Raw genomic sequence first — 3,506 nt, 5'->3', positions numbered from 1 at the left:
GGAACGGACCACCTTCACGCACGGCGAGCTCTATCCGGCGCACCAGCTGATGGTCGACACCGAGATCGTCGCGGTGCTCGATTGGACGACAGCGATGGTCACCGACCCGGCACGAGACTTCGCCTTCCACCATTCGAGTGTCTCGCCGAAGGCGTTCGACGCGACCGTTCAAAGGTATGTCGACCGCGGCGGGCGCGTATCACCGTTGCTCGCTGAGCACTGCGCTGAGCTGATGTCGACAGCCGCAGTGGATTACGGCCTTTACGCGCTCCAGACCGGTGATCCCGAGCATCTCCGTGCGGCTGCGGCCCAGTTGAATCCGCCGCGCGAGAACCCTGGAGATGCGTGACTAGTCCCAGTCGAGGTATTCCTCGATAATGACGGCCGTCTCGATGGCGTGCGTGGCCGGGAAGAGGTGACCGGCGCCCTCGACACGTTTGATGCTGGCGCGCTCGGGCGCCGTGGCCCGCAGCGACTCGGCGTTCGCGGCGGGGGTGACGTCGTCTTCTGAGGCCTGGACGATCAGCACGGGTATCGCCGGGGCGAGCGCGATCTGCTCGTCTTCGACGCCCAGAAGCAGCAGTCCGTTCACGCGATCGGTGTGCTCAGAGGCGAAGATCCGCGCCAGGGTGCCGCCGTAGCCGTGTCCGCCGATCCAGGCGTCGTCGAGGCCGAGGTGATCGAGCACCGCGAGCGCGTCTTCCACCCGTTCGCTTCGGCTGACGTTCTCGCCCGCGCGTGCACCGACCCGGATCACGTGGAAACCAGCTTCTTCGACGAGATAGTGCGAGATGACGCCCAGCCCGTCGGCCTCGAGCTCGCGGTCGGTGATCAAGACGAGCGCAACCGGCCCCTCCCCCTCGGTGATGTAGGGGACAACGCGGCCCTCCGGCTCGATGAACGTCTTCTCGGTCACTGCTTGCTCTCTCCCTGTCGCGGCGACGGACGCAGACAACTTTACTTGACGGCGCCTGCCGCGTAACCCGGCAAGATGGGGGTATGACTACGGAGCAGTTCGATGAAGAAGTCCGCCGCGTGATCGCCGCATCGCGGCCCGCAGCTGACGTTCGCCTCGCGAATGAGGCGGGCGAAGTGATCGCGCATATGCTCGGCGACGGCGCTTCGATCATCGACCCGAGTACGTCGATCTGGATACCGGAGGCGGCAGCAGAGCTCCGCGCGAGGATCAGCGACAATCAGCTTGTCGGTGACGGTCATGGGCAGTGGGACCGCCTCGATCTCCAGCTCGCTGGCGCCGGGCGAGCTGTCGTGCTGCTGGCTGCAGAGATCGTCTTCCTGCGTGAGCATCCGCTGCGATCAGCGCTGCCGGAGACCCGCCGGGCCCACGTCGAGCGGGTTCTCGCGCATCTCGACGCGCCGACGACGATTCCTGAGCCGATGTCCTCGTGGCTCGGGCGTCCGGCCGGAGCGGCCGGATTCGAACCGGGTTCGTGGTACAACGGCGCGATGTGGCGGCACGTCATCTGGGTCTGCGACTTCGTGCGGCACTGGAGCACCCTAGACGAGACAGACCGCGAATCGGCACGGAATGATCCGTGGGAGCTGCAGCGCGTGATGCTCGCCGCCGGCGACGACCGCTCCGACATACGAAACGCCATGCAGTTTCTCGCAGCCCCCGATGCGTTCGAACCGATCTCGTCAACCAAAATGAAGTCGAAGATCCGCGACGGGCTCGCGAGCACAATCGGCGCGGGCACGGGCGATGACCCCGCCGTGATCGATCGTGATCTTCTCGGCATCCGAGCCGCGTTGACACAAGAGCATCCCGAGCCATTCCACTTCTGGACCCCGGGCATCGCCGAGCTGTGGGATTCGACTCTCGCCGACGAGGCGGTGACCGCTTCCGCCACCGAGCTGCGTGAGCCACGGCCCCGCCATTACTGGCTGTACTCCCCCGGCGCCCAGGCATCCGAGTGGAACGAGTTCTCGACGGCGAACATCATGGCGATCGGATGGGATGACCTCGACGACCTCGCCACCTATCCCAGCCGTGAGGCGATTCGACAGGCGCTCGACACCGACCAGTCGGGCGGATCGATGAAGAACGGCGTGCTCGCGATCTGGCAGTTCCAGAACGAGATCGCCGTCGGCGACATCGTCTATGCCAAGCGCGGGCGACGCGAGATCATCGGGCGCGGCGAGGTCACGTCGGACGCTCGTCACGAACCGGGGCGCGCGTCGTTCCAGCATGTCCGCTCGGTGAAGTGGACCGATATCGGCTCGTGGGTTCATCCCGGGGACGCCGCGGTGAAGACGCTCACCGACATCACTTCGTACCACGACTACGTCGGCGAGCTCGAAGCTCTCTTCACAGATGACGACGAGGCCGATGACCTGACGCTGACGACACCCGGACCCGAATACGATCATGCCGCCTTCCTCAGCGAGGTCTATATCGCCCCGGAGCGGTACGAGCGCCTCCGTGCGCTGCTGAAGCGCAAGAAGAACGTGATCCTCGCGGGCCCTCCCGGGGTCGGGAAGACGTTTGCCGCGAAGCGGCTGGCCTACTCGATGATCGGCGCGAAGGATCCGAGCCGGGTGCAGATGGTGCAGTTTCACCAGAGCTACTCGTACGAGGATTTCATGATGGGGTATCGACCGACGGAAGAAGGCGGCTTCTCTCTGGCAGAAGGACCGTTCTACCGGTTCTGCGACCGGGCGCGCGCCGACGACCCCGACCGGCCGTACTTCTTCATCATCGATGAGATCAATCGCGGAAACATCTCGAAGATCTTCGGTGAGCTGCTGATGCTCATCGAGTCGGATAAGCGCGGTCAGGAGATCCGCCTGTTGTACAAGAACGAGACCTTCTCCGTTCCGTCGAATGTGCACATCATCGGCATGATGAACACCGCTGACCGCAGCCTGGCCGTGCTCGACTACGCCCTTCGCCGCCGATTCGGGTTCTTCGAGATGGCGCCGGGTTTCGACTCCGCAGGATTCACCCGCTGGCAGCAGGCAGCCGGGAGTCCGACTCTCGACGCCCTGGTGTCGGTCGTCACGCGGCTCAATGCTGCGATCGCCGACGATGCCGCCCTCGGCTCGGGCTTCGCCATCGGGCACAGCTTCCTCTCGCGGCCCGTCGAGAGCGAAGAAGACGACGGATGGCTGCACTCCGTCGTCGAGGACGAGCTCATCCCCCTGCTGGATGAGTACTGGTTCGATGAGCCCGCCAAGGCGGAGCAGTGGTCTGCCGAGCTCAGAGCGGCTGTGGCATGATCGATCGCTCGATCGCCATCCGCAACGTCTATGTCATGCTGGCGTATGCGTTCAAGGCGATTCGCCGCGAGGGCCACGATCGTGTCGCGAGCGAACGGTTCGAGCGGCTTCACGAGCTGTTCGCCGAGATCCTCATCCGCGGCGTCGGCGCACAGGTGAAGCGCGGGATCCACCGCGACTATCGTTCCCGTCGCGACGAACTGGCGACGGTGCGCGGTCGCATCGATGTCCCGCGCACGGTCGCGGCGCGCTCGCTGACCAGGGCG

The 3,506-nt window shown here is 65.1% G+C and carries 3 protein-coding genes and 1 pseudogene; 3 read left to right on the top strand and 1 reads right to left on the bottom strand.

The genetic code is table 11. The features are described 5' to 3' along the window. The coding region (locus Q1J95_RS15285) for a phosphotransferase (protein ID WP_300269197.1) at positions 1–349 on the top strand (349 nt) is incomplete at its 5' end. Here Q1J95_RS15285 and Q1J95_RS15280 read toward each other — a convergent pair. Beyond that, the gene (locus tag Q1J95_RS15280; RefSeq protein WP_300269196.1) at positions 350–916 is read right to left on the bottom strand and encodes an alpha/beta hydrolase; all 567 of its coding nucleotides are present in this window, start codon (positions 914–916) and stop codon (positions 350–352) included. 83 nt (positions 917–999) lie between these two features. Here Q1J95_RS15280 and Q1J95_RS15275 point away from each other — a divergent pair, with 83 nt between their 5' ends. Further along, entirely contained in the window at positions 1,000–3,240 is a 2,241-nt protein-coding gene (locus Q1J95_RS15275; RefSeq protein ID WP_300269194.1) for an AAA family ATPase, read from the top strand. Further along, positions 3,237–3,506: pseudogene (locus Q1J95_RS15270) on the top strand (5-methylcytosine-specific restriction system specificity protein McrC); the annotation flags it as partial. The gene Q1J95_RS15275 and the pseudogene Q1J95_RS15270, both read left to right, overlap by 4 nt.

The sequence above is a fragment of the Microbacterium sp. genome (assembly GCF_029263575.1).
Taxonomy (GTDB): domain Bacteria; phylum Actinomycetota; class Actinomycetes; order Actinomycetales; family Microbacteriaceae; genus Microbacterium.
The sequence above is the reverse complement of the archived record's forward strand: the minus strand, read 5'-3'. Positions and strand labels throughout refer to the sequence as shown.